The sequence below is a fragment of the Streptomyces sp. ADMS genome, from assembly GCF_033441795.1.
Classification (GTDB): Bacteria; Actinomycetota; Actinomycetes; order Streptomycetales; family Streptomycetaceae; genus Streptomyces.
Genome location: NZ_JAVFVX010000007.1, coordinates 17,315 through 40,660, shown reverse-complemented (window position 1 = coordinate 40,660; position 23,346 = coordinate 17,315). Strand labels below are relative to the sequence as shown.

The 23,346-nt window shown below is 68.3% G+C and carries 25 protein-coding genes and 1 pseudogene; 14 read left to right on the top strand and 12 right to left on the bottom strand.

What is annotated here, in order from left to right:
- The 7 genes from RB628_RS04975 to RB628_RS04945 all read left to right on the top strand — a co-directional run bounded on the left by RB628_RS04975 (window position 1) and on the right by RB628_RS04945 (window position 8,484).
- Window positions 1–522 carry an FHA domain-containing protein gene (locus tag RB628_RS04975; RefSeq protein ID WP_318319032.1) on the top strand — a complete coding sequence of 174 codons (522 nt, stop codon included), beginning with the start codon at window positions 1–3 and terminating at the stop codon, window positions 520–522.
- 128 nt (window positions 523–650) lie between these two features.
- Window positions 651–2,180: a Stp1/IreP family PP2C-type Ser/Thr phosphatase gene (locus RB628_RS04970; RefSeq protein ID WP_318319030.1), complete on the top strand. Its 1,530-nt coding sequence runs from the start codon at window positions 651–653 to the stop codon at window positions 2,178–2,180.
- A gap of 27 nt (window positions 2,181–2,207) precedes the next feature.
- Window positions 2,208–3,647: an FtsW/RodA/SpoVE family cell cycle protein gene (locus RB628_RS04965; protein WP_318319029.1), complete on the top strand. Its 1,440-nt coding sequence runs from the start codon at window positions 2,208–2,210 to the stop codon at window positions 3,645–3,647.
- Window positions 3,644–5,116, top strand: a complete 1,473-nt coding sequence (locus RB628_RS04960) for a peptidoglycan D,D-transpeptidase FtsI family protein (protein ID WP_318319028.1) — start codon at window positions 3,644–3,646, stop codon at window positions 5,114–5,116. The genes RB628_RS04965 and RB628_RS04960 overlap by 4 nt, the downstream gene beginning before the upstream one ends.
- A gap of 172 nt (window positions 5,117–5,288) precedes the next feature.
- On the top strand, window positions 5,289–7,289 hold the full coding sequence (pknB, locus tag RB628_RS04955; protein ID WP_318319027.1) for a Stk1 family PASTA domain-containing Ser/Thr kinase: 2,001 nt from the start codon (window positions 5,289–5,291) through the stop codon (window positions 7,287–7,289).
- 145 nt (window positions 7,290–7,434) lie between these two features.
- Complete coding sequence (locus tag RB628_RS04950; protein ID WP_318319026.1) at window positions 7,435–8,361, top strand: restriction endonuclease; 927 nt, start codon at window positions 7,435–7,437, stop codon at window positions 8,359–8,361.
- A complete protein-coding gene (locus tag RB628_RS04945) occupies window positions 8,362–8,484 on the top strand; it encodes a hypothetical protein (RefSeq protein WP_318319025.1) in 123 nt (40 codons plus the stop codon).
- Between the two features lie 102 nt (window positions 8,485–8,586).
- Here the strand turns inward: RB628_RS04945 and RB628_RS04940 are convergent, their stop codons facing one another.
- From RB628_RS04940 to RB628_RS04920, 5 genes are all read right to left on the bottom strand, one after another.
- Window positions 8,587–9,342 carry a class E sortase gene (locus RB628_RS04940; protein ID WP_318319024.1) on the bottom strand — a complete coding sequence of 252 codons (756 nt, stop codon included), beginning with the start codon at window positions 9,340–9,342 and terminating at the stop codon, window positions 8,587–8,589.
- A gap of 21 nt (window positions 9,343–9,363) precedes the next feature.
- Window positions 9,364–10,743 (bottom strand): class E sortase, encoded by a 1,380-nt coding sequence (locus RB628_RS04935; protein ID WP_318319023.1) that lies wholly within the window; start codon window positions 10,741–10,743, stop codon window positions 9,364–9,366.
- Complete coding sequence (locus RB628_RS04930; protein WP_318319022.1) at window positions 10,740–11,378, bottom strand: aminodeoxychorismate/anthranilate synthase component II; 639 nt, start codon at window positions 11,376–11,378, stop codon at window positions 10,740–10,742. The genes RB628_RS04935 and RB628_RS04930 overlap by 4 nt, the downstream gene beginning before the upstream one ends.
- Window positions 11,379–11,601: 223 nt before the next feature.
- Window positions 11,602–12,318 (bottom strand): class E sortase, encoded by a 717-nt coding sequence (locus RB628_RS04925; protein ID WP_318319021.1) that lies wholly within the window; start codon window positions 12,316–12,318, stop codon window positions 11,602–11,604.
- 35 nt (window positions 12,319–12,353) lie between these two features.
- Entirely contained in the window at window positions 12,354–13,133 is a 780-nt protein-coding gene (locus RB628_RS04920) for a DUF881 domain-containing protein (protein WP_318319020.1), read from the bottom strand.
- A 142-nt stretch (window positions 13,134–13,275) separates the two neighbouring features.
- Here RB628_RS04920 and crgA point away from each other — a divergent pair, with 142 nt between their 5' ends.
- Entirely contained in the window at window positions 13,276–13,530 is a 255-nt protein-coding gene (gene crgA / locus RB628_RS04915) for a cell division protein CrgA (protein ID WP_318319019.1), read from the top strand.
- A 288-nt stretch (window positions 13,531–13,818) separates the two neighbouring features.
- On the opposite strand, the gene RB628_RS04910 is transcribed toward crgA, so the two are convergent.
- Window positions 13,819–14,715: a rhomboid family intramembrane serine protease gene (locus tag RB628_RS04910; RefSeq protein ID WP_318319018.1), complete on the bottom strand. Its 897-nt coding sequence runs from the start codon at window positions 14,713–14,715 to the stop codon at window positions 13,819–13,821.
- A 105-nt stretch (window positions 14,716–14,820) separates the two neighbouring features.
- The gene (locus RB628_RS04905; RefSeq protein WP_318319017.1) at window positions 14,821–15,354 is read right to left on the bottom strand and encodes a peptidylprolyl isomerase; all 534 of its coding nucleotides are present in this window, start codon (window positions 15,352–15,354) and stop codon (window positions 14,821–14,823) included.
- A 391-nt stretch (window positions 15,355–15,745) separates the two neighbouring features.
- Here RB628_RS04905 and RB628_RS04900 point away from each other — a divergent pair, with 391 nt between their 5' ends.
- A complete protein-coding gene (locus RB628_RS04900) occupies window positions 15,746–16,450 on the top strand; it encodes a DUF5324 family protein (RefSeq protein WP_318319016.1) in 705 nt (234 codons plus the stop codon).
- Between the two features lie 266 nt (window positions 16,451–16,716).
- Here the strand turns inward: RB628_RS04900 and RB628_RS04895 are convergent, their stop codons facing one another.
- Window positions 16,717–17,286, bottom strand: a complete 570-nt coding sequence (locus tag RB628_RS04895; protein ID WP_318319119.1) for a GtrA family protein — start codon at window positions 17,284–17,286, stop codon at window positions 16,717–16,719.
- Window positions 17,287–17,767: 481 nt separating this feature from the next.
- Between RB628_RS04895 and RB628_RS04890 the strand changes: the two are divergent.
- The 5 genes and pseudogenes from RB628_RS04890 to RB628_RS04870 all read left to right on the top strand — a co-directional run.
- A pseudogene (locus RB628_RS04890) lies at window positions 17,768–17,869 on the top strand (TerB family tellurite resistance protein); the annotation flags it as partial.
- 485 nt (window positions 17,870–18,354) lie between these two features.
- Entirely contained in the window at window positions 18,355–18,609 is a 255-nt protein-coding gene (locus RB628_RS04885; RefSeq protein WP_318319015.1) for a hypothetical protein, read from the top strand.
- Window positions 18,606–18,911, top strand: coding sequence for a hypothetical protein (locus RB628_RS04880; RefSeq protein WP_318319014.1), 306 nt, complete (start codon window positions 18,606–18,608; stop codon window positions 18,909–18,911). Before RB628_RS04885 ends, RB628_RS04880 begins: the two co-directional genes overlap by 4 nt.
- Window positions 18,908–19,150 carry a hypothetical protein gene (locus RB628_RS04875; RefSeq protein WP_318319013.1) on the top strand — a complete coding sequence of 81 codons (243 nt, stop codon included), beginning with the start codon at window positions 18,908–18,910 and terminating at the stop codon, window positions 19,148–19,150. The genes RB628_RS04880 and RB628_RS04875 overlap by 4 nt, the downstream gene beginning before the upstream one ends.
- Before the next feature lie 729 nt (window positions 19,151–19,879).
- On the top strand, window positions 19,880–20,626 hold the full coding sequence (locus RB628_RS04870; RefSeq protein ID WP_318319012.1) for a GntR family transcriptional regulator: 747 nt from the start codon (window positions 19,880–19,882) through the stop codon (window positions 20,624–20,626).
- Here RB628_RS04870 and RB628_RS04865 read toward each other — a convergent pair whose 3' ends face one another.
- The 4 genes from RB628_RS04865 to RB628_RS04850 form a co-directional block, all read right to left on the bottom strand.
- The gene (locus RB628_RS04865; protein WP_318319011.1) at window positions 20,627–20,884 is read right to left on the bottom strand and encodes a hypothetical protein; all 258 of its coding nucleotides are present in this window, start codon (window positions 20,882–20,884) and stop codon (window positions 20,627–20,629) included. It abuts the gene before it with no gap.
- Window positions 20,881–21,351 carry a phage terminase small subunit P27 family gene (locus RB628_RS04860; protein WP_318319010.1) on the bottom strand — a complete coding sequence of 157 codons (471 nt, stop codon included), beginning with the start codon at window positions 21,349–21,351 and terminating at the stop codon, window positions 20,881–20,883. The genes RB628_RS04865 and RB628_RS04860 overlap by 4 nt, the downstream gene beginning before the upstream one ends.
- A 272-nt stretch (window positions 21,352–21,623) precedes the next feature.
- Window positions 21,624–21,959, bottom strand: a complete 336-nt coding sequence (locus RB628_RS04855; RefSeq protein WP_318319009.1) for a hypothetical protein — start codon at window positions 21,957–21,959, stop codon at window positions 21,624–21,626.
- Entirely contained in the window at window positions 21,956–23,314 is a 1,359-nt protein-coding gene (locus RB628_RS04850) for a phage major capsid protein (RefSeq protein WP_318319008.1), read from the bottom strand. The genes RB628_RS04855 and RB628_RS04850 overlap by 4 nt, the downstream gene beginning before the upstream one ends.
- Between the last annotated feature and the right edge of the window lie 32 nt (window positions 23,315–23,346).

Sequence of the window (23,346 nt, the reverse complement as noted above, 5' to 3'; positions counted from 1 at the left end):
ATGTCAGAGCTGACCCTGACGGTCATGCGGCTGGGTTTCCTGGCCGTACTGTGGCTGTTCGTGATCGTGGCCGTGCAGGTCATCCGCAGCGACCTGTTCGGTACGCGTGTCACCCAGCGCGGGTCGAGGCGTGACAGCGGCCGCCAGCAGCAGGCCGCCCGGCAGGCCGCCGCGCCCCCGCAGCAACGCCAGCAGCAGCCGTCCGGCGGCGGCAGGCAGCGCCGGGGCGCCCCCAGCAAGCTGGTCGTCTCCGAGGGCACCCTGACGGGCACCACCGTCGCCCTCCAGGGACAGACGGTCACGCTCGGCCGGGCGCACGACTCGACCATCGTGCTGGACGACGACTACGCCTCCAGCAGGCATGCCAGGATCTACCCGGACCGGGACGGCCAGTGGATCGTCGAGGACCTGGGGTCCACCAACGGCACCTATCTCGACCGGACCCGGCTGACGACTCCCACACCGATTCCGCTGGGCGCGCCGATCCGCATCGGCAAGACCGTCATCGAGCTGCGGAAGTAGTGCTACATCATGAATGAGCGCGAGCGGAGCGAACACGCAGCGGCGGTCCACGCGAAGGGCCCCGGCGCGCTCACGACCGGAGGGTGGGCACCGTGCGGATGTACCCGGAGCCGACGGGCGAGGTGCGCATGAGTCTGTCACTGCGCTTCGCCGCCGGATCGCACAAAGGCATGATCCGCGAGGGCAACGAGGACTCCGGCTACGCCGGTCCCCGCCTCCTCGCGATCGCCGACGGCATGGGCGGCCAGGCAGCCGGTGAGGTCGCCTCCTCCGAGGTGATCTCCACCATCGTCGCTCTCGACGACGACGTCCCCGGCTCCGACATCCTCACCTCACTCGGCACCGCCGTGCAGCGGGCCAACGACCAGCTCCGGATGATGGTCGAGGAGGACCCCCAGCTGGAGGGCATGGGCACCACGCTCACGGCCCTTCTGTGGACGGGCCAGCGCCTCGGCCTCGTACACGTGGGCGACTCACGTGCCTACCTTCTCCGGGACGGCGTCCTCACACAGATCACGCAGGACCACACCTGGGTCCAGCGCCTCGTCGACGAGGGACGCATCACCGAGGAAGAGGCCACCACCCACCCGCAGCGCTCGCTCCTGATGCGCGCGCTGGGCAGCGGCGACCATGTCGAACCCGACCTCTCCATCCGTGAAGTCCGGGCCGGCGACCGGTACCTGATCTGTTCCGACGGGCTGAGCGGGGTCGTGTCCCACCAGACCATGGAGGACACGCTCGCCAGCTACCAGGGCCCCCAGGAGACCGTGCAGCAGCTCATCGAGCTGGCGCTGCGCGGTGGCGGCCCCGACAACATCACCGTGATCGTCGCCGACGTCCTGGACCTCGACACCGGGGACACCCTCGCCGGGCAGCTGTCCGACGTACCCGTCGTGGTCGGCGCGGTCGCCGAGAACCAGCACAACCTGCACGACGGCGGCGCCATGCAGACGCCCGCCGGACGCGCCTCCGGGCTCGGCCGGCAGCGGCCCGCGCACGGCGGCGGGGGCGGCGAGTTCGGCCCGCCCGGCTCCGGCGACACCACCGGCTACATCGAGACCGGCGGCTTCGACGGCTACACCGACGACGACTTCGTCAAACCCAGCGCCGGCCGCAAATGGTTCAAGAGAACCCTCTACATCACGCTCGCCCTCGCCGTCATCGGCGGGGGCCTGTACGGCGGCTACCGCTGGACCCAGACCCAGTACTACGTCGGCGCCAACGACGAACACGTCGCGCTGTACCGGGGCATCAGCCAGGACCTGGCCTGGGTCTCGCTCTCGAAGGTCCAGAAGGACCACCCCGAGATCGAACTCAAGTACCTGCCCTCGTACCAGCAGAAGCAGGTCAAGGCCACGATCACGGAGGGCGGCCTCAAGGACGCCCAGTCGAAGATCTCCGAACTGGCCACCCAGGCCTCCGCGTGCAAGAAGCAGGAAGCACGGCGCGCGGCCGACAACGCGAGCAACGCCGAGACCGGCGAGGGCGAGGCCGGAGGCACCACGGGAACCACCCGTACCTCCGCCGCGTCCAAGGCAACGCCGAGCCCGACGCCGTCCGGATCGGCGTCCCCGTCCACAACCGCACCCACTCCCACACCCGGCCCCAGCCTCTCCGAGGAAGAGCAGAAGCTGGTCTCGCTGTGCGGTAAGCAGTAGGCAAGCCGTGAGGGGCCACTTCATACGATGAGCAGTACAACCAACACCTCGCAGCACCACACGTCCACGATCGGCGCGATCGGCACCCCGAGCCGGCGCAACACCGAACTGGCACTCCTGGTGTTCGCCGTCGTCATCCCGGTCTTCGCGTACGTCAACGTGGGCCTGGCCATCGACGACCAGGTCCCCGCGGGCCTGCTCAGCTACGGCCTCGGCCTCGGCCTGATCGCCGGCGTCGGCCACCTCGTCGTACGCAAGTTCGCCCCGTACGCCGACCCGCTGCTGCTGCCCCTGGCCACACTCCTCAACGGCGTCGGCCTGGTCGTCATCTGGCGGCTGGACCAGTCGAAGCGGCTGCAGCTACGGAGCACCTTCGTCGAGGCGGCACCCCGCCAACTGCTGTACTCCGCACTGGGCGTCGCCCTGTTCGTGGCTGTGCTGGTCTTCCTCAAGGACCACCGCATCCTGCAGCGCTACACCTACATCTCCATGGCCGGCGCGATCATCCTGCTGATGCTGCCGCTCGTCCCGGGCCTCGGTGTCGACATCTTCGGCGCCAGGATCTGGATCAAGATCCCCGGCCTGGGCACCGTCCAGCCAGGCGAGTTCGCGAAGATCGCCCTCGCGATCTTCTTCGCCGGCTACCTGATGGTGAAACGTGACGCGCTCGCCCTCGCCAGCCGCCGCTTCCTGGGCCTGTACCTGCCCCGCGGCCGCGACCTCGGTCCGATCATCGTCGTCTGGATCATCTCGATCCTGATCCTCGTCTTCGAGACCGACCTCGGCACGTCGCTGCTGTTCTTCGGAATGTTCATCATCATGCTGTACGTCGCCACCGAGCGGACCAGCTGGATCGTCTTCGGTCTGCTGATGTCGGCGGCAGGCGCGGTCGGCGTCGCCAGCTTCGAGACGCACGTCCAGCAGCGCGTCGAGGCCTGGCTCGACCCGATGAACGAATACCTGCTCAGCCAGAAGGGCGTCGCCGGCCACACCGAGCAGTCCATGCAGGCCCTGTGGGCCTTCGGCTCCGGCGGCACCCTCGGCACCGGCCTCGGACAGGGCAACTCCGACCTCATCGGCTTCGCCGCCAACTCCGACTTCATCCTCGCCACCTTCGGCGAGGAACTCGGCCTGGCCGGCGTCATGGCGATCCTGCTCCTCTACGGGCTGATCGTCGAACGCGGCGTCCGCACCGCCCTCGCCGCCCGCGACCCCTTCGGCAAGCTGCTGGCCATCGGCCTGTCCGGCGCCTTCGCCCTCCAGGTCTTCGTCGTCGCCGGCGGCGTCATGGGCCTGATCCCGCTGACCGGTATGACGATGCCGTTCCTGGCGTACGGCGGTTCCTCCGTCATCGCCAACTGGGCCCTCATCGGCATCCTGCTCAGAATCAGCGACACCGCACGCCGTCCCGCCCCGGCCCCCGCACCCAACCCCGACGCCGAGATGACCCAGGTGGTCCGACCGTGAACAAGCCCCTGCGCCGGATCGCGATCTTCTGCGGACTCCTCGTCTTCGCCCTGCTCGTCCGCGACAACTGGCTCCAGTACGTCCGGGCGGACGACCTCAAGGACGATCCGCTCAACCGCCGCGTCGCCATCGAGCGGTACGCCACGCCCCGCGGCGACATCATCGTCGACGGCAAGTCGATCACCGGCTCCTCCACGTCCAACAGCAGCGACTTCGAGTACAAGCGCACCTACAAGGACGGCCCCATGTGGGCGCCCGTCACCGGATACGCCTCCCAGGCGTTCGGCGCCACGCAGCTGGAGTCCATCGACGACGGCATCCTCACCGGCAACGACGACCGGCTCTTCTTCCGCAACACCCTCGACATGATCACGGGCAAGAAAAAGCAGGGCGGCAACGTCGTCACCACCCTCAACGCCGCCGCCCAGAAGGCCGCGTACGACGGCCTCAAGGGCCGTGGCAAGGGCGCCGTGGCCGCCATCGACCCGTCGACCGGCGCGATCCTGGCCCTCGCCTCCTTCCCCTCGTACGACCCCTCGGTCTTCGCGGGGAACTCGCAGGCGGACGCGGAGGCCTGGCAGAAGCTCCAGAAGAAGGCCGACCCCAACGAGCCGATGCTCAACCGGGCCCTGCGCGACATCTACCCGCCCGGCTCCACCTTCAAGGTCGTGACGGCGGCGGCGGCTCTCGAGAGCGGCCTGTACACGGACGCCGACGACAAGACGGACTCGCCGCTCCCCTACACCCTGCCGGACACCAGGACCGAGCTGAAGAACGAGGGGTCCATCCCCTGCGAGAACGCCACCCTGCGCGTGGCCCTCCAGTGGTCCTGCAACACCGTCTTCGGCAAGATGGGTGTCGACGTCGGCAAGGACAAGATGCTCGAGGAGGCCAAGAAGTTCGGCTTCAACACCGAGCAGTTCATCCCGGTCCGCTCCAGCGCCTCCAACTTCCCCGAAGAGATGGACAGGCCGCAGACCGCGCTCAGCTCGATCGGCCAGTTCGAGACCGCGACCACCCCGCTGCAGATGGCCATGGTCGCCTCCGCGATCGCCAACGACGGCAAGCTGATGAAGCCGTACATGGTCGACAAGCTCCAGGCCCCCAACCTCGACGTGCTCGAACAGACCGAGCCCGAGGAGATGAGCCAGCCGCTGTCCTCCAAGAACGCCCAGACCCTCCAGTCGATGATGGAGACGGTCGTCAAGGACGGCACCGGCAAGAAGGCGCAGATCAGCGGCGTCACCGTCGGCGGCAAGACCGGCACCGCCCAGCACGGCGTCGACAACAGCGAGAAGCCGTACGCCTGGTTCATCTCCTACGCCAAGCTCGCCGACGGCAGCTCACCGGTCGCCGTGGCCGTCGTGGTCGAGGACGAGGGCGCCGTCCGCGACAACATCTCGGGCGGCGGTCTGGCCGCGCCCATCGCCAAGAGCGTGATGGAGGCGGTCATCCAGAGCAAGCAGTGAGAGCCGCGTCACGTCCCCTTCACATCGGTGCACGTTGCGATACCGGTCCGGTATCGGCTGACGGGCTTGGCCAGGTCACACAAATGAACCCGGGTACCGTAGGCCCGGACGGCACACCGCCGGACCACACAGCAGGTGCGGTCGGGACCGACGGAGAGGGCTGGTAGGAAGCATGGAAGAGCCGCGTCGCCTCGGCGGCCGGTACGAGCTGGGTCACGTGCTCGGCCGTGGTGGCATGGCGGAGGTATACCTCGCACATGACACCCGCCTGGGCCGCACCGTGGCAGTGAAGACGTTGCGCGCCGACCTCGCGCGCGACCCTTCCTTCCAAGCCCGGTTCCGCCGGGAGGCCCAGTCGGCCGCCTCGCTCAACCATCCCGCGATCGTCGCCGTGTACGACACCGGCGAGGACTACATCGACGGGACGTCCATCCCGTACATCGTCATGGAGTACGTGGACGGCTCCACCCTCCGCGAGCTCCTCCACTCGGGCCGCAAGCTGCTGCCCGAGCGGACGCTGGAGATGACCATCGGGATCCTCCAGGCACTGGAGTACTCCCACAGAAGCGGCATCGTCCACCGCGACATCAAACCGGCCAACGTGATGCTCACGCGCAACGGCCAGGTCAAGGTCATGGACTTCGGCATCGCCCGTGCCATGGGCGACTCCGGCATGACGATGACGCAGACGTCCGCGGTCATAGGGACAGCCCAGTACCTCTCGCCCGAACAGGCGAAGGGCGAACAGGTCGACGCCCGAAGCGACCTCTACTCGTCCGGCTGTCTCCTCTACGAACTCCTGACGGTCCGCCCGCCGTTCATCGGGGACTCCCCCGTCGCGGTGGCGTACCAGCACGTACGGGAGGAACCACAGCCTCCGTCGGTGTTCGACCCCGAGATCACGCCCGAGATGGACGCCATCGTCCTGAAGGCCCTGGTCAAGGACCCGGACTACCGCTACCAGTCCGCCGACGAGATGCGCGCCGACATCGAGGCCTGCCTCGACGGCCAGCCGGTCGCGGCCACGGCAGCCATGGGCGCGGTCGGCTACGGCGGCTACGGCTACCCCGACGACCATGCGACCACCGCCCTGCGCTCCGACGCCGGTGCGACCACCATGCTCCCCCCGATGAGCCCGGACGACGGCGGCTTCGGCTACGACGACCGCCCGCGTCGGCGCCAGCAGAAGAAGTCGAACACCTCGACGATCCTGCTGGCCGTGGCGGGGGTGCTGGTGCTGGTGGGCGCGATCCTGATCGGCATGTGGGTGTTCGACGGGCAGGGTGTGAGCGACAACACCATCGCGAACCCCAACTTCGTCAGCCAGACCAAGGACGACGCCGAGAAGGCGGCGGTGAACGTCGGCCTGAAGCTGACGTTCACGGAGAAGGCCTGCGAGAACGAGCCCAAGGGCAATATCTGCGATCAGAGCCCGGATCCCAAGGTCAAGGTGAACAAGGGCGACACGATCGCGCTGGTGGTGTCGACCGGGGCGCCGAAGGTGGCGGTCCCGAGCGTGGTCGGCCTCAGCCTCGAAGAGGCGCAGGCGAAGCTCGAGGGCGACGACTACGGGTTCGCGGTCAAGACCGAGTCGCGGGAATCCTCGGAGGACCCGAACAGCGTCCTGGAGCAGAACCCGAAGTTCGGTTCTGAGGTGGAAAAGGGATCGACGATCACCCTCATCATCGCCAAGGAGGAGGAGAAGTCGACGGTTCCGGACGTCATCGGCCAGGACTGTGGCACCGCCAAGCAGCAGATGGAGGACAACGGCCTCGTCGGCGAGTGCACGGAGATCGAGACCAACGACGACAACCAGGACGGCAAGGTCATCGCGACCTCTCCGCAGGCCAACACCCAAGCCGACCCCGGGTCCACGGTGACCATCCAGATCGGCAAGAAGGCCGAGGAGCAGAAGACCCAGGTCCCCGGCGTCATCGGAAAGACCGTGGGAGAGGCCAAGCAGATCCTTCAGGCGGCCGGCTTCACCAACATCCAGTTCAGCGGCGGCAGCGACCAGAGCGACACCGCGTTCGTCACCGCCCAGGACCCCGGCCAGGGCACCGAGGTCGACGACCCGGGGAACACGCAGATCACACTCCAGAGCATCAGCTTCGGAGGCGGCAACAACGGCGGAAACAACGGCGACAACGACAACGGCGGCCTCTTCGGCTGACGTCGCTTGTCACATGAGTGAGCCCCGGTACCTGAAAAGGCGCCGGGGCTCACTCATACCCGTGTACGAAATCCCACTAGAACTTCGTATGCCTGAACTCGTTGGACATGTGAGAAAAACCCGACGAGTTGAGGAGAAACAGAACGTGATCAACGAAACGGCACTATTGGAGTCGAAGGCTCTTCGCGACAGCGCGCTGGAACGCACAGAAGTGCTGGACAAAGTCAAAGCACTGTCTCTGCTGCCGGACGGCATGCATGTGACGACGGCGATGGTTGCGGTGTACTTCGAGGTCGCGGAGCGCGCTGTCAACCGGATGGCACAACGGCATCGGGACGAGCTGACAGCGAACGGCCTGCGGATTCTGCGCGGCGAAGAGCTCGCGCAATTTAAGGGAGACATGTTGTCTCTCTATCCCGGGAGTTATCCACAGCCCCGCTCCAGCCTGGCTCTTTGGTCCCGCCGGGCCGTCCTCAACGCGGCAATGCTCCTCCGCGACAGCGACGTGGCCCGTCAGGTCCGCACCTACCTCCTCGACATGGAGCACCTGGCACGCGCACGCCCGGTCGACACCCCAGCCGCCGACGCAGTGCTCTCCCTCGACGACCACATCGACCAACGCATCACCCACATCCTCGGCAAGACCGTCGTCCCCATGTGCAACGCCCTGATCGAAACGTCGGGCGAGCACCGCAGGGAACTGATCGCCCTGCGGGCTGGAGTCAAGCGAGTCGAGCAGCGGCTCCGGCAGCACCACGCCCGGCTACAGAGGCTCGAAAGCCCGTACGAGGGCCGTCCTCTCCCCGGAGTCATGGCCTCTATGGACGCCATGAACGGCCGCACGTTCGAGCGCCACATCGCCAAGCTGCTGCGCCGCGACGGATGTACGAACGTCGTCGTCCAAGGCGGTCATGGAGACCGGGGCGTCGACATCATCGCGCTCACAGCCGACGGACGACGCCTCGTCGTCCAGTGCAAGAGGTTTGCGCCGTACCTGTCCATCACCAGCCCCGAGCTCCAAAAGTTCGTCGGGGCAGCCAAGGTGCTGTACGCCGCGGAAGTGGCCCTCTAAGTGGCGACCTGCCCCTTCACCCCTGAGGCCCTGAGCATCGCCACCGACGGCGGCATCACCGCCGTACACCGTGGGCTGCTGGAGGAGTGGAGCGCCGGAGCGCCGCTGAAGATCCTGGAGTAACCACGGCGTAGGGCAGAAAAGGCCCGAAGCCGCAAGAGAAAGTTGCGGCTTCGGGCTTTCGCCATGCTAAATGACTGGGCCCCTCAAAGAGGGGCTGTCAGCTCACCGCAGTTCTTCCGGCACCGTCCGCTCCGAATCAACCTTCTCCACCCGCACCAGCTCCCCCCACACGATGTACCGGTACTCCGAGGTGAACACCGGCGTGCAGGTGGTCAGCGTGATGTAGCGGCCGGGTTTCCGCTTCCCCGACTCCTTCGGGATCGCGGACAGGACCTGGACGTTGTACTTCGACGTCTCCGGGAGGGTGGCGTAGACCTTGTAGACGTACCACTCGTTCTTCGTCTCGAAGACGATCGGGTCGCCATTCTTCAGCTTGTCGATGTTGTGGAACTTGGCGCCGTGGCCGTCCCGGTGTGCCGCCAGGGTGAAGTTGCCCTGCTTCGCCTGTGGGAGCGCCGACTTGATGGGGTCCATGTAGTAGCCGGCCACGCCGTTGTTCAGGACCTTCGACGACGTGCCCTTCTTGACCAGGACCTGGCCGTTCCTCATCGCCGGGACGTGCAGGAAACCGATGCCGTCCTTGCTGTCGAACGCGGCGGGGCCCGTGTCCGCGTCGGCCCAGTGGTCGCGTACCTCGTCGCCCTGCTTGTTCGCCTCGCGGTCCGCGACCACGTTCGTCCACCAGAGCGAGTACGCCACGAACAGACCGAGCACCAGGCCCGCCGTGATGAGGAGTTCGCCGCAAACGCTCACCGCGGTGGCCAGTCTGCCGACCGCCCTCCGCGGGCGTGCCTGCGACGGGGAAGGGGAAACCGGGGCGCCGGCGGTCTGCTCGTCGTGGTCCGTCGTCGCTGCCACCGTCATCCGCCCTTACTGCTGCTACTGCACGAGCGCATCCGGCTTGCCCTCGCTGCGCGGCCGTTCCTCGACCATCTTGCCCCACACGATCATCCGGTACTTGCTCGTGAACTCCGGCGTACACGTCGTCAGGGTGATGTAGCGGCCGGGTTCGGTGAAACCCGAACCGTTCGGAATCGGGTTCAGCACGCTCGTGTTGCTCGGCGACGTGACAGGCAGGATCGCTTCCATCTTGTAGACGTAGTACTTGTCCTGCGTCTCCACGACGATCGCGTCGCCCTTCTGCAGCCGGTTGATGTACCGGAACGGCTCGCCGTGCGTGTTGCGGTGGCCCGCGAGCCCGAAGTTGCCGGTCGCGTCGCCCGGCATCGCCGTCTTCAGGCTGCCCTCCGCGTAGTGACCGACCATGCCCCGGTCCAGCACGTTCTTCTTGTCGATGCCCTCCGCGATCGGCACGACCACGTCCAGCTTGGGGATGTCCAGGATGGCGAAGCCCTGTCCCGGCTCGAACGCCCCCGGCGCCCGCTTCCCGCTCGCCCAGTCGTCCTGGAGGCTGCTCGCCTCGTTGCCGGCCTGCGCGTGCGCGCGCACGTTCGTCCACCACAGCTGGTAGGTCACGAAGAGCAGCATCACCACACCGGTGGTGATGAACACCTCACCGACCGCCCGGCTCGCCAGCACGGCCATGCCCGGTTTCTGCGCCCGCGCCGCCTGCCGCGCCGCGACCCGTGAGAGGGGCGCTCCTTCGGACGCCGCGTCGGCGGTCGTGGCCTCCGATGCCTCCTGCGGGCCCCCAGAGCGCCCGTGGCGGGCCTTGGCGGCCCTCCGGCGCGCTGCGCGCCCACCGGCCACAGAAGGGCCCTCAGAGGCGCCTGTGGCCCCTGCGACGGCCGAGGGCGCCGGCGCCGAGTCCTCGTCGGCTATTCGCGGCACCTCGGAAAGCAGACCGGGAGGCGGCTCCGGCAGCCGCAGCGCCACCGTCTCCTCGTCGATGGGCGGGAGGACGACGGGAGGAGCAGCGGCGGGAGCCGCAGAAGGGGCCGCGGGAGGCACGTACGGCACCTGCTCCTCGTACACCCCCACCTGCCAGTCCTGCGCGTACCCCCGCGAGTCGTACCCCGACTCGGGTCCGGAGCCCTGGTGCTCCGCCGCCCCGCGCTCGGTCGACTCGTCGTAGGGCCGCGCATGACTCCGCCGGCTCCGCCGACTCCGTGCCCGGCCCGGCGGCGGATCGTTCCGCTGCCCCGGCAACGGATCGCTCAGCGGATCCGCCAGCCCGTCCACCGCCGACTCGAACGCGCCCGGCACCTCGTACGGCTGCTGCTGCCCGTACGAGGCTCCCTGGTCGCCGGTGTCTCCGTACGCGGAGCCGGACTCGCGCTCGGGGCGCAGGGCGGTCACGCCGTGGCCCTGCCCACCACCGGGGCGAGCCCCGCCGACCTCGCCACAGCACCCCGGTCACCGCACTCCACCAGCCAGTTGGCCAGCATCAGGTGACCATGCTCCGTCAGCACCGACTCGGGATGGAACTGCACACCCTCCACCGGGAGTTCGCGGTGCCTGAGGCCCATGATGATGCCGTCGTGCGTACGGGCCGTGACCTCCAGCTCGGCCGGGACCGTCTCCGGTTCCGCCGCCAGGGAGTGGTAGCGGGTCGCGGTGAAGGGGCTCGGCAGGCCCGCGAAGACGCCCCTGCCCTTGTGTTCCACGAGGGACGTCTTGCCGTGCAGCAGCTCGGGCGCACGGTCCACCACACCGCCGTACGCCACCTGCATCGACTGCATGCCCAGGCAGACACCGAAGACCGGCACCCCGGTCGCCGCGCAGTGACGCACCATCTCGATGCAGACTCCGGCCTCCTCGGGCGTACCCGGCCCCGGCGACAGCAGCACACCGTCGAAACCGTCCTGCGCGTGCGCCGTCGACACCTCGTCGTTGCGCAGCACCTCGCACTCGGCACCCAGCTGGTACAGGTACTGGACCAGGTTGAAGACGAAGCTGTCGTAGTTGTCGACGACGAGAATCCGCGCGCTCACTGCTCGTTCACCGTCACATCGTTGAAGGGGAGGAGGGGTTCGGCCCACGGGAAGACGTACTGGAAGAGACCGTAGACAACCGCCAGCGCCAGCACGAGGGAGAACAAAGCCTTCACCCACGCGTTCCCTGGCAAATGCCGCCAGATCCAGCCGTACATGCCGTCCCTTCCGTCGCCCACGGCACCCGACTCGCGGCACCGGACTCACGCCGTACCTCACCAGATTAACGGCGCAGCGCCGCAGGTTTCCCGGCCTCCACAGGCTGTGTGGAATCCAGGTGCGCCCAGACGATCAGCCGATGGCTGTGCCCCCACTCCGGATCGCACGTGGTCAGCGTGAGATAACGACCCGAACGCGTGTACCCGCTCTTACGTGGCACAGGATCGATCACCTCAATGTCCGTGGGCACGGTTTTGTAGGGGCCTTTGTCGATCCGATACGTGAACCACGTCGTCCCGTCGGTCAGCACCACCGCGTCCCCGCGGCGCAGCTTCGGGAAGTCCTTGAACGGATCGCCGTACGTACGCCGGTGGCCGGCGACGGAGAAGTTGCCCTTCTGGCCGAGCCGCGCGGTGGTGGCGTAGTGGCCGAGCCCCTTCTTCAGGGTGTTCGTCTTCGTGCCTTCGAGCACGGGCTTGTTCCACGTGAAACCAAGCCGTGGGATGTACATGATCGCGAAGGGCTTGCCCGAGGTGTAGGGCCCGGGGGGTTTCGGACCGGTCGGCCCTGCCGTGTCCGCGGGGGTGGCCGTCGTCTCCGGTGGCGCCTGTGCCGCCGCGCCCTCGGACCACTGTTCCCGTAACTGGTGGATCTGGTCGTCCATGACATCGTCGGCCTTCACACCGGTCCACAGCAGCACGTACACGACGAAGAGCACGATCACCGTGCCCACCGTGACGCACAGTTCGCTGACCGTCCTGATGATCACGCGCCCAGACACAGGCCCCCCAGCGGTGAGCTACCCGGCTGCTCCGCCTACTCCACAGGCTTCGCGTAGTGCAGGTCCACTGTGCCCGAGTAGCCGGGCAGAGTCACCGTCCCGTCCTCGTCGACCTGCCAGCCGAGCCCGTAGACGTTGACGTACACCATGTAGTTCTGGATCGCCTTGGACGCCGTGAGCGCGCTCCTCAGCTTCTCCGGGTCACCGATCGCCGTGATCTTGTACGGGGGTGAGTAGACGCGGCCCTGCAGGATCAGGGTGTTGCCCACACACCGGACCGCGCTGGTCGAGATCAGGCGCTGGTCCATGACCTTGATGCCCTTGGCCCCGCCCTGCCACAGGGCGTTCACCACGGCCTGCAGGTCCTGCTGGTGGATGACCAGATAGTCGGGCTGCGGCTCGGGGTAGCCGGGAAGCTTCGCGGTGGCGTTCGGCGGAGCGTCGTTGAGGGTGACCGTCAGTGCCTCGCCCTTGAGCTTCTGGGTGCCGGCGGCCTTCTCCAGCGCCGCCAGCCTGGCGTCCTCGGCCTCGGTGCTGCCGTCGTCGCGCTCGGCGAGCGCCTCGACGTCGTCACGCAGGGCCGCGTTGGACTCGTCGAGCCGGCCGTTCTTGTGGCTGCGCTCATGAATGAGGTCCGAGAGCTTCAGCAGGGAGGCGTCCGTGCGGATGTTCGTACCCTTGGCCGTGTCGAAACTGATGAAGAAAATCAGCCCCGCCAGGGCGAAGACCCCCACGGTGAGCACCCGCACCGGGCGGAAACGGCGGTTACCGGCAGGACTGGATTCCGTCCCGGGGGAGTCGGCAGAATTGCTCAACGTACCCTTATCTCCTTCGGCGCCGCGGAAGCACTACGCTAACGGACGCTCGGGGGAGCACTAAGTGTCCCCTTGTACGCTGCCCCGGAGCCCGAACCAGTTCCCTGCGCGGCCACGCAGCGCATCGACAGGAGAGACCCTCGTGCCGAAGTCACGTATCCGCAAGAAGGCCGACTACACGCCGCCGCCCGCCAAGCAGGCGACGGCCATCAAACTGAACAGCCACGGCTGGGTCGCGCCGGTCATGCTGGCCATGTTCCTCATCGGCCTGGCCTGGATCGTCCTCTTCTATGTGACCGACGGCACGCTGCCGATCGACTCACTGGACAACTGGAACATCGTGGTGGGCTTCGGCTTCATCGCGGCCGGGTTCGGTGTCTCCACGCAGTGGAAGTAGGGCTCTGCCCACGGCTTTCCACTGAGTTATCCACAGCTACGGTTGAATTTCCACACCCCGCCTGGGGAAAAGACGACGATCTGTGGATAACTCATCGAGTGTTGACGCCGGTACGACTGACACACCGGCGACCGCAAGCTTGTTCGCCCCCTGCCTGACCTGGGAAAACTCCGGTCGGTGACAGGGGGCACAGCTGTTCCCGCACACTGTGCACAGGTAGCGCCACTGACTGTGGACAACAGGCACTCAGTGACAGGTCGGAGGGTCCGAAGGGGCTGGAACGGACCACTAGATGAGCTGGCCCGTGCGGATCAGGGTCATGACGACCACCGCGACCATGACCACCCCGCAGACGCCGTACTGGACCAGGGACCGGCGCTCGCGCGGGGCGTGGACCATGGCGTAGCCGATGACGACGCCGCCGACGAGGCCACCGATGTGGGCCTGCCAGGCGATGTTGCTCATCCCGAAGGTGAAGATCAGGTTGATCACCAGGAGGGCGAGAATCGGCCGCATGTCGTAGTTGAGGCGTCGCATCAGAATGGCGGTCGCGCCGAAGAGGCCGAAAATCGCGCCGGAGGCGCCGAGCGACGGCTGGTTCTGGGCGGCGATCAGATACGTCAGCGCACTGCCGGCGAGGCCGGAGACCAGATACAGCGCGAGGTAGCGGGCGCGGCCGAGAGCGGCTTCCAGGGGGCCGCCGATCCACCACAGGCTGAGCATGTTGAAGATGATGTGGTAGTAGCTGCCGTGGAGAAACATCGACGTCAGCAGCCGGTACCACTGCCCCTCCGCTACGCCCTGCATCGAGACGAAGCCCGGTACGTAAGCGCTGCCGAGGAGCTGGAAGCGATCCGTGAATCGGTCGCCGAGCGTCAGCTGGAGCAGGAAGACAGCGAGGTTGACGCCGATCAGGATCTTGGTGAGGAGCCGGGGGTCGGACGTGATGGTGCCACCGGCGAGAGTGCGGGGGGTGGAGGCGTTCGGCGCGTGTCCGGTGCCGGAGCCGTTGCGCACGCAATCCGGGCACTGGAAGCCGACGGAGGCGCTGACCATGCACTCGGGGCAGATGGGGCGTTCGCAGCGGGTGCAGCGGATGCCTGTCTCGCGGTCCGGGTGGCGGTAGCAGGTGGGCAGGCTCGGGGCGTCCTGCGGGCCCTGTGGGCTGCCTGGCGCCTGATCCATGAGGTCCCCTAATCCGTCAATCCGTCGTCGTAGGCAATGCACCGCCCCGCTCATCCTTACGGATGAGCGGGGCGTTTGGTTCCCTGCGGGAGGGGCTTTCGGGTCTCAGCCCTCGCGGTTCTCGACGACGACCGACTCGATGACGACGTCGCTGACCGGGCGGTCGGTGCGCGGGTTGGTCGACGTGGTCGCGATGGCGTCCACGATCTTCTGGCTGGCCGCGTCGGTGACCTCACCGAAGATGGTGTGCTTGCGGGTCAGCCAGGCCGTCGGGGAGACGGTGATGAAGAACTGCGAGCCGTTGGTACCCGGGCCGGCGTTGGCCATGGCCAGCAGGTACGGCTTGTCGAAGCGGAGGTCCGGGTGGAACTCGTCCTCGAACTGGTACCCGGGACCGCCGGTGCCGTTGCCGAGCGGGTCACCGCCCTGAATCATGAAACCGCTGATCACCCGGTGGAAGACCGTGCCGTCGTAGAGCTTGTCCGTGGACTTCTCGCCCGTCTCCGGGTTGGTCCACTCACGCTCACCAGTGGCGAGTTCGACGAAGTTCCGGACCGTCTTGGGCGCGTGGTTCGGCAGGAGCCGGACTTCGATGTCGCCGTGATTGGTCTTCAGGGTGGCGTAAAGCTGCTCAGCCACGATCTGCCTTCCGTTGTCCTCTTGTGACTCCCCGATCCTCGCACGGTCCACGTCGTGCGTCGCCCGGCACCCTCCCCCGAGCCAAAATCCGGAGCTTCCGCTTGCGAACTGCCGCTCCGCAGAAAACCGGTCGAGTAGGCACGGGACGGGGGCACGGCGCAGCGATCCGTGGCATTGTCGACGACAAGCGCCCGTTGCCCTGCATTCATCGCTATTGCATGTGATCGTCATCCACCGTCACATGTGCTCGGTTCGGTGCCATCAGTCCCTTGTGACCGGCCGTCCATGACCCGGATGCCCGCCCTGTACATGCCCCACGGCGTTTTGCCGGGCATGATCCGTAAAAGGGTGGAGAGTCGAATACCCGTACGCCACCGAGGAGGAGGATCCCGTGACCCGCATTGAAAGCGTGCGCGCCGCTACCGGCTCGGCGAAGGACAGCGTCCTGCACGCCGCGGACGTGGTGGCGCCCTACGCCGACACGGCCAAGGACAGGGCCACGCAGTACGCATATGAGGCACGCGTACGGCTTGCGCCCAAGGTGTCCCAGGCTGCGGAACAGGCCCGTGTCCAGTACGGCGCTCATCTCGCGCCGCGGCTGGAGCAGGCCCGTACGCATGTGCCGCCGAAGGTCGACCATGCCGCCCACGAAGCCGCTGCCCGAACCGCCAGGGCTGCCCGCCAGGCCGCCGACTACACCGCGCCGCGCGTGGAGCGTGCGGTCGCGGCGGCCGGACCCGTACGAGACGAAGCAACCGCGCGCGGTGCTGCCGCGCTGGCCGCACTGCGCGGTCAAGTCACCCCGCAGGAGATCCGGAAGCTGGCCCGCAAGCACGAGCGGCGGGCCCGGGCAGGCCGGCTCGCCAAGGGGCTGGCCATGCTGGGCATCGTGGCGGGCGGCGCGTTCGCCGCATGGAAGTGGTGGGACAAGCAGGCCAACCCCGACTGGTTGGTCGAGCCTCCCGCCGCGACCGAGGTCCCCGAGACGGGCCGTCTGACGTCGGTGGACGGCACCGGTCAGTCGGTCCTGGACCCCGAGGTCCAGGTGAAGGAGGCCGAGTCGGAGACGGAGGGCGGCGACGAGAACCGCCGCTGACCGGTTCATGTGTGGTGTCACTGTGGGGCGGGAGGCCTGAGGCTTCCCGCCCCACAGCGATGTTTCACGTGAAACATCGCCAGAGGGTGTTCGTTGCGGGTGGTGTCTGTCGCGAGGTGGTGTTTCACGTGAAACACCACCGGTCGGTTACAGCGCACGGGCAGTTGTGGTTGCCGCGCTCATATTGATCGTCGTGTTCTGCCGGAGCATGCGACGGACACGACGGTGAATGCGGACGGCGAGGCAGGTGCGCCCCCGGCTCCCGGTCAGGAGGCGAGAACCGGGAGGCTCGGCTTCAGACCGCCGACACCCTTCTTCACGGCGGACCAGTGGGGGCTCCAGCGAACCGCAGCCCGCGTCTCGACCTGCACCTCGGCCCGCTCCGTGTTCCCGCTCCGGCCGGCAGCGAAGACGAACAGGCGCAGGACCAGGAAGCGACCTATGCCGGCGAGGCCGGAGGCGCCGAGGTAGACGATCTGCTCGGTCAGCATGCCGGGCGAGGACTGGACCAGGTGCAGGACGACCATCGCGAGGCAGGTGACGACGTAGGCGGCGGTGGCCGAGCCCGCCGACTGCCAGTGCTGGCGCCATCCGGCGCGCTTGCCGGCCCCGAAGGTGAAACGGGCGTGGAGTTCGGTGCACAGGATGGTCGAGGCGACCGTGATCAGCGCGTTGGCCAGGGCCCAGGGCATCGTAACGGCGAGCAGTGCCACGGCGCCGCTGGAGAGGAGTCCGACTCCTCCGCCGCACAGGACGAACCGGGCGAAGGAGGCGAGCGGCCCGGGGGCGGCAGCGGCACCGGCTGTCGCCGCGGTCCCGGCCGTCTCCGCACGCAGCACCGCGCCGGTCGTCCTGGGCTTCGACGGGAGCAGCGACTTCACGGCGGTTTCCTTCCGGGCGGGCGGGCTGTGAACCTCTGTGGATCACGGGGATCAACTGGGTTCAACGATGCCGTCGCGCGCTCACGGAAACGATGACGTGTACTCCCGAACCGGAGGTGTAGCTAACCCCACCCCCGGCCTCCGGGAAGCGCTACCAGACCGGGCGGCAGCCGGCCGCACCGACGGCGACAGCGCCCCTTCCTCACGCCCCTTGAGCCCTCCTCCCTCGGTCACGCCTCGCCCGCCCGCACCAACCCCGTCTCGTGGGCGAGCACCACCAACTGCCCCAGTCCCACGCCCCCGGCTCGGACGTCGTCCGGCTGACGTCGGTCTTCGCAGGGCGCGGCGGCATTGGCAGACATACGCCGGTCTCGCCGTTCGGCAGTCCCCGCCCGACCAATACGAGCACCTCGCGCTCACGTCCCGTCAGTTCGGCATCATCGCCGGGGCGGACGGCGACTTCGACACGACCGAACAGGCGGTTGTACCGGAGGCCTGTTTCGCCCTCGACCTGCTGCCGCACGAGTTCGGTCTCTGACGCGACCTCCGGCTGAAGGACTCCGCCCCGGCCCTCGCGCACACATTTTCTTCACGCCGATCATCACCGGCACCGCCCTGCCCAACCGCGTCTCCACGGCCCGCCGGACCCTCGACGCACTGGATCACGGCCTCGCACACCACAGGCGGTAGGCGCCGGCACAGCAAGGGACGGACCACGGCAAAAATGCCCCCCGAGCTGCGTTTGCGCAGTTCAGAGGGCATTTCGGGGGTGGAGCCTAGGGGAGTCGAACCCCTGACATCTGCCATGCAAAAGCGTTCAGGGCAACTCTCTGACCTGCACCGATACACCTGACATGCCGGGTGACCAGCGAAAAGGCATCCCGCCTTATCGCTCGTTATCCCGGCCCATCTCGGCACCGTGTGTACAGGATGTGTACCGCGAGCTGAACGGCCGCGACCAGCGCGGACACGCTGGCCACGGCCACGGGCCGGACTTCCTTCTGAATCAAGGAGTCCAGACCCATGTACGACCGTATCGAACTCCCTACCACGCCCCCGCATCCGTGCGGTGTGCCGGCGACCGTGCGCCTTGAGGGCTACAGCGCCCATGACGGCCGCGCTCACGGCTCGCTCGACGTCATCGTCTACGCCTGCCCGGAGCACGCGGGGAATGCGCGTACGGAGTGGCTCGTCGGCTTCACGCCCTACAGCACGACCGTGGGCCGCAACGCGGAGTGCGGCGACCGCTTCTCGTTCACGACCGAGGGGGATCGATGACCGAGACGGAGCAGCGCCTGGCGGCGGCCGAGGAGGAGCTCCGTACGTTGCGGGCGGAACTGAGCGCGCTGAAGGTCGCGGCGGCCGAGACGCGGGTGATGGTGACACTCACCGCGATGCAGACGCCGGAGGCCCGGTCGATCCTGAGTGCGCTGACTGCTGAGCCGTCGGACTACGGCGTACCCCAGAAGCCGCGGCCGGCCGCGCGTGCGCACCTGCGCCTGGTCCACGCCACGGACGGCGTGAGCGGGCAGGACATGGACGAGGCCCTGCGCCGCGTCCGCAGGAGTGGAGGCCAGTGAGGCTGTTGTCGGTGCGGATGACGGCGGAACTCGAGGCAGATCTCGAGGTGTTGCGGCGGGGCGGCATGACCGCATCGGACGCGGTCCGTCACGCGGTCAAGCTCATCGCCCAGGCGCAGCGCGCGGCCGAGCTCCCGGCCGTCGACGATGGCCGCCGCAGGCCTGCGGCGCTCACCATCCGCACCCGCCACCTGTACGGCCGGCCGCCCGCGTATGACGGGCCTGAGCAGGGCGTATGACGCAAAAGGCCCCGGCCATCCCTCGGGTGTACGGGGATGGCCGGAGCCGTCATACGGGTGGCTCAGCCGCAGTGCGCGATGCCCCACACGAGGGCGCCGCCGAGGACGGCCAGGACGACGAGGTACCCGATCAGGATGCGGCGCTCACGATTCATCGGCGCCGCCGTCCATCCGCCTGTGGCAGGAGCATCCGCATCGCCGCTGCAGCAGGATGCGCGTGGAGTGGTGCAGCGGCACATCCTTGGTCTGCCGGCAGTCGGCGTGCATGCCCCGGTACTCGGGCCGTCTCGCGACCGTGCACTCAGCGGACAGCGTGGCCTCCGCGTCGGGGGCGCTCACCGGGCACGCGCCACGGTGCAGCGCGGGCATCGGCACGGCGGGTAGGCGGTCGACATCGGGACTGGCCCGTCGCTGGCCCCCACGCTCACGGTGCCTCGGTCGCCGGTGACCGCCCCGTCGGCAGCCACCGAATAGACGCGGATGGTCATCCTGGCCCCGGGGTCACCCCGTCCTTCGGGCGCTGTAGCTTGCCCCATGTTGGCGCTCCTTCGCAGCGTCGGCCACGCCCCGGGCCGTGTCAGCGGCGCCGGGGTTCGGCATGCCTGTCCTAGGTCAGACGGTAGCGTGACCTAGGACAGGGTGCCAGGGAATCGGCACAGTTCCCTCGCACGGATTACGCGTGTCCTAGTACAGTCGCCTGTGCCCTAGGACACGCCCTCTGGAGACGCCATGACGGACACCGAGCACCCCTACATGCAGGTTGCTGAGCGCATCCGACGCCGCATCCTCGACGGCCAATTGAGGGAGGGCGAGAAGCTGCCACCTGTCCGTGAACTGGCCAAGCAGGAAGGCGTATCCGTAGCCACGCTCGGGCGCTCCCTCGATCAGCTCCAGGTCGAGGGCTACATCACGACGTCCCGCCGGGGGACCTTCGTAGCCAACGCCCCGGAGGTCGCCCCGTCCGGCTACGACCGGATCACTCGGGTACTGCGGACAGGCTCCGTCCTCGCCGAGGGCGAGACGATGATCGTCACGCACGCCGGGCTGATCAAGCCGCCGCAGTACGTCGCCGAGATCTTCGACATGGAGGATGGCGACCAGGCCGTGCGGCGCCAGTGGCACACCGGCAAGGGCCAGCAACGCACAGGCCTCTTCGTGACCTGGTACCCCGCCCACTTCGCCGCGGCCGTCCCCGAGTTGCTGTCAACGTCCCGGAACTCGTCACCCGGCCTGCTGCCCAAGATCCAGCAGGCCACCGGGCGACGCATCGGCGCCGGCCGCGACGATATCCACGGCCGCGACGCGGACGCGCGTGAGGCCAACTTCCTCGGACTGCGCACCGGCTCACCCATCCTGGCTGGCGCCCACCGGCTGTGGGACGACCAGGGCGTGATCGAGTACGGGGAATGGTGCCTGCCCTACCGCCTCGCGGTCGGCTACGAGTACAGCTTCGAGGCGGTGCCGGACGCCCCATAATCACGTGGCAGCGGCCTCCCACTCGCCTGCGATCGTGGGCAGGTCCATGATGTGGCCCTCGATGTCGGCAACACTGCCGATTCTCACGGTGAAGGCGCCGCCCTCGTCACGCCGTACGAGGACGGTGCCGGCGCGCATGGCGTCCTTCGCGGCCTCCAGGTCGTCCGCTGTCAGGTTGCCCTTCTGCACGGCCTTGCGGAGTACGTCCGAGACGTACAGGGCCAGTTCGCGGGTCAGGGTGTCGGGCTGCTCGGTCATGTCAGGAGCCTTTCTGCGTCGTTGTTCTTCTCGAGGTCGCCGACGTCCACGCGTCGGCGTGCGTCTGGGCTGAAGCCGAGTTCTCGGCAGAGCGCGCGCAGCTGCGCGGCGGCATCGCGGGCGATCTGCACGGCGGGGTTCTTCACCAGGCGCGGCCCGTCCTCGCCGCTGGCGTCGGCCGAGGACCGACCCGGTACCAGCGCACCGCGCGCCGCGACGTCCTGCGCGGCCTCGAGCCATGTTGCCCACGTGGCGCAGTACGCGGTCAGGATCGCCACGTCACCGTGTTGCAGCCAAGTCGGGTGGGGCGCGCAGGCATCGACCACGCGCACCCATTCGTCTTGGCCGGCCTCGGGTAGCCAGTCGGGCGGGTCAGGCGTGCCGAGCGGTCCGCCGACCACCGGCGCCGTACGCGCCGCCTGGCCGTGGAGCACGCGAAGGCGGTTGGTCTTCCCAGGCTGCGCCATGATGACCCTCCGTCACATTCCGGGGTGCTTTCAAAAGATCGATTCGAAGCGAACGCGCGCGAGGGGGCTCCCCCCCGCGTTCCGACCCCCTCCAGGGCCAGAGATCCGGCGCCCCCTCCCCGTGACGGAGCGTCGCGAGTGATGGTGCGCGGGCCGGGCTGCACGTGAGATCCGCGAAGACCGTGCAGCCGGCCCGCGCTGCCCGCGCGGGTTGGATGGGCGGGCGCGGGGCAGGTGACCAGCCCGCCCGGCGCCGTGCACCCGCGCGGGGGTCAGTCGGGCCGCACGCTGCGGCCGTGCGTGGGGTCGAACACTTCCGGCTGGATGTCGGGGTTGAGGAACGGGTCCTCGGTCGGTGCCTTGGCACCTCGACCCCGACCTGACCTGACGGCCGTCGCTCCACCCGCGCGCTTGGTGCGCGGCTGCTGGCCCGCGGCCTGGTCCTCGGTGTCCTGGCTGTCGGCGGGCGCGGGGCTGGCGTCGGCCAGGGTGGCGCGGCCAGCACTGACCAGACGCTGGGCTGCTGTGTCCTCCAGGTCCAGCACCTGGCCGGGCACGCCGCGGGCGGCGCGGCTGATGTACTGCACGCGCAGCCTGACCCGGGTCATGCCGTGGGCCCGATCGCCTGCACGAGGGCCAGGTGCGCCGGGCGGCCGATGGCCATATCGGCGCGGCCCCACACCCGCACCTTGCGGCCCAGGTTCTCGAACGCGTTCCCGGCCTGGTTGGACACCTCGACGCGGAACGCCGACCGGATGCCGATGATCACGTACGCGGAGGCGAAGTTGCCCACCACGCTCACCGACTCGTCGTTGCCGGCGCCCAGGGTCACCGGGGTCTGCGTGGTCTTGAAGTGGCGCAGCATGGCTACCTGCTCGGGCGGGGAGAGGTAGGCGTTCGTGGTCGCCTCCTTCAGCTTGGCCAACTGTGCGGCGGTGCGCGGGGAGTCGACGCGAACGTCGGGCATGCCGTTGGCGTCCTCGACGAGCTGCATCGCGTCGATCCACTCGTCGTAGTCGGTGGGCGCGGCGCCGGCCATGTCGACGGTTCCGACGTCCGGGTCGTCCAGGATGCCGGTGAAGTAGCGGCCCGCGACGTCGTTGTCGCCGCTGCCGTTGCTCACGCCGCGCCAGAATGAGCGGTCGAGCTGGTTGGCGACGGCCGCGGACAGCACGGCCTCGATCTGCGCGGCGGCGTTCGCGCCGTCCTCGATGAGTTCCTCGGAGATGTCGGCGACACAGCCCAGCACCTTCGGGTAGAGGGTCACCGCCTCGAACCGGACGTCGGTGTTGTTGAGCGCGGCGAGTTCGGCCTTCCACGTGGCGGTGGGGTCGGTGGCCGTGCGCATGATCCGGGTCTCCCCGGAAGTGAGCGGGATCGTCACGGCGCCGGCCTGCGAGATGACGGACTGGGCGCGGGCGAGGTCGATGAACAGGTTGCCCAGGGTGGGCGTCACGAAGAAGCCGCCGGCGGGGTCCTGGGCGACGACCTGGGCGCGCAGCTCGCGTTCCATCATCTGGTGGTCACCGCGCAGGATGCCCACCAGGGCGCGGCCCAGCGACAGTTCCTCACCATCGGTGCCGGAAGCGCGCGGGGCGCCGGTGGCCTGCGCGAACGACTCGCCGTGCCGTACGCCGCGGACCCTGCGGCCGTCCGCCGTGTGGAAGTACAGATCCGGAACGTCCCGCCGGCCCGACGGCCGATCGTCGCGGCCGCGGTCGGCCTCAAGGCGCTCCTCAGCCTGCGTCACCATCTCGTCCAGGTCGTCCCGCTCGTCCATCAGCAGACCGAACTGGCGCTCCTCAGTGGCATTCAGCTTCCCGCGCGCCGTGAGCGTGCGGGCCTGATCCTCACGGTCGGTGCGCTTGGACTTCAGCTCGCGGATCAGCAGCGAGCCGTTCGCGCGCACGCCGTACTTCTCGCACATGTCCTCGAAGGACGCGGGCAGGGTTCGTCTGGCCATCAGGGCTCCCGTGGAATGCCGGCGCGCAGCAG

Bases quoted from the DNA above. Each gene is read 5' to 3' on its own strand.
- RB628_RS04975 (WP_318319032.1), top strand. From the start codon at position 1: ATGTCAGAGCTGACCCTGACGGTCATGCGGCTGGGTTTCCTGGCCGTA.
- RB628_RS04970 (WP_318319030.1), top strand. From the start codon at position 651: ATGAGTCTGTCACTGCGCTTCGCCGCCGGATCGCACAAAGGCATGATC.
- RB628_RS04965 (WP_318319029.1), top strand. From the start codon at position 2,208: ATGAGCAGTACAACCAACACCTCGCAGCACCACACGTCCACGATCGGC.
- pknB (WP_318319027.1), top strand. From the start codon at position 5,289: ATGGAAGAGCCGCGTCGCCTCGGCGGCCGGTACGAGCTGGGTCACGTG.
- RB628_RS04910 (WP_318319018.1), bottom strand. From the start codon at position 14,715: ATGGATCAGGCGCCAGGCAGCCCACAGGGCCCGCAGGACGCCCCGAGC.
- RB628_RS04885 (WP_318319015.1), top strand. From the start codon at position 18,355: ATGTACGACCGTATCGAACTCCCTACCACGCCCCCGCATCCGTGCGGT.
- RB628_RS04880 (WP_318319014.1), top strand. From the start codon at position 18,606: ATGACCGAGACGGAGCAGCGCCTGGCGGCGGCCGAGGAGGAGCTCCGT.
- RB628_RS04870 (WP_318319012.1), top strand. From the start codon at position 19,880: ATGACGGACACCGAGCACCCCTACATGCAGGTTGCTGAGCGCATCCGA.
- RB628_RS04865 (WP_318319011.1), bottom strand. From the start codon at position 20,884: ATGACCGAGCAGCCCGACACCCTGACCCGCGAACTGGCCCTGTACGTC.
- RB628_RS04860 (WP_318319010.1), bottom strand. From the start codon at position 21,351: ATGGCGCAGCCTGGGAAGACCAACCGCCTTCGCGTGCTCCACGGCCAG.
- RB628_RS04855 (WP_318319009.1), bottom strand. From the start codon at position 21,959: ATGACCCGGGTCAGGCTGCGCGTGCAGTACATCAGCCGCGCCGCCCGC.
- RB628_RS04850 (WP_318319008.1), bottom strand. From the start codon at position 23,314: ATGGCCAGACGAACCCTGCCCGCGTCCTTCGAGGACATGTGCGAGAAG.